This is a genomic window from Nostoc sp. WHI, from assembly GCF_015714725.1.
In the GTDB taxonomy this organism is placed as follows: domain Bacteria; phylum Cyanobacteriota; class Cyanobacteriia; order Cyanobacteriales; family Nostocaceae; genus Nostoc.
The window spans coordinates 1-1,121 of sequence record NZ_WBKM01000306.1; the positions used below are offsets into that span (position 1 = coordinate 1).

Annotated in this window: 2 protein-coding genes; both read left to right on the plus strand. The window is 38.3% G+C overall.

What is annotated here, in order from left to right; all coding sequences use genetic code 11:
• The first annotated feature begins 327 nt into the window (after nucleotides 1-327).
• A complete protein-coding gene (locus tag F8S12_RS31390; protein ID WP_196520230.1) occupies nucleotides 328-486 on the plus strand; it encodes a hypothetical protein in 159 nt (52 codons plus the stop codon).
• A gap of 211 nt (nucleotides 487-697) precedes the next feature.
• Nucleotides 698-1,121: hypothetical protein (locus F8S12_RS31395; RefSeq protein ID WP_196520229.1), on the plus strand; the 424-nt coding region annotated here is incomplete at its 3' end.

The following is a 1,121-nucleotide window of genomic DNA, read 5'->3' on the forward strand; positions in this document are numbered from 1 at the left end:
GCTGGAAGTTGGGATAATTTTTGTATTTCTATCTTTAATTCCTTTATTAAACCTCAAACTGCTTGATTAATTTTATACTTGCGTTCTCATCTTTAGCTATTGGTTGCTGTAATTGATACTAAATATCAAAGGCTTGTTACAGATATTTTGGGAAATAATCGTCAAATGACTTACTAGCAATCTTTTTGAGATATCTCATCAAGATGAATTCTCCTGCGAATCAATATTTTATTTGTAAATAAAATCACTCCGTACTTGAATATAATTTTTAGCGATCGCACTTTTTTTGTCCGACCTCACAAAATCGCATTGCTCCCGTACGTTTATATGCGACTCCCTACTGCATATAACCCTAACCCCCTTCGTAAACCTGATAATAACAAAGAAGTTTTTGCAGATGGGGAGTTTGGGGATTTTATTCAACCAATTTTTGACACTCTCGACCTTTACCATAACCAAGGTGTTGACCGAATGGCACGAAGATAAGGCAACTATGCTGGAGGGAAAAGGGTTTTAGTTTACTTCATCTTTATTAAGATAGTTTGGTTTTTTGCAAATGTTCTACTTAATTCAGTAATTGATATGTTGCAACTAGAAGGTTATCAGACTTCAGTAGTATACTAAATAGGAGACAATGGATTGCGTGAAACACTGACGGTTAGACAAAAATTGCTCAAAGTTTAGCAAGGAACGCGATATGAAAAAACTCCGAAAGTTTCTGCTTCTGTCCCTTCTAGTATTGATGTTTCAAGGGTTTAGTCTGTTCACTAGCCTGCCCGCTTCGGCTAAATCCCTCGTTCTTATCGGAGGTGGGTTGAAACCAGTTCTGCAAAGTTGTAACAATGACCCAGGTAAGAGCGACCCTAGCTTTGTTCACACTCAAGCTATTTACCAGAAAATGATTGAACTGGCAGGGGGTTCGTCTAAGGCAAAAATTGGGGTGATTACAGCAGCATCTGACTCCCCCAGCAATGATAAATATGCTAACGACCCCTGTAAAGCCAGTAATTACAAAGATAACGGGATCTACTACGTTAAAGCCTTCAAAAAATTGGGCGCTGCTGATGCTCAGGTTATACCCATCGATCTAGACCACATTTCTAACAAAAATAGCCCAGAAG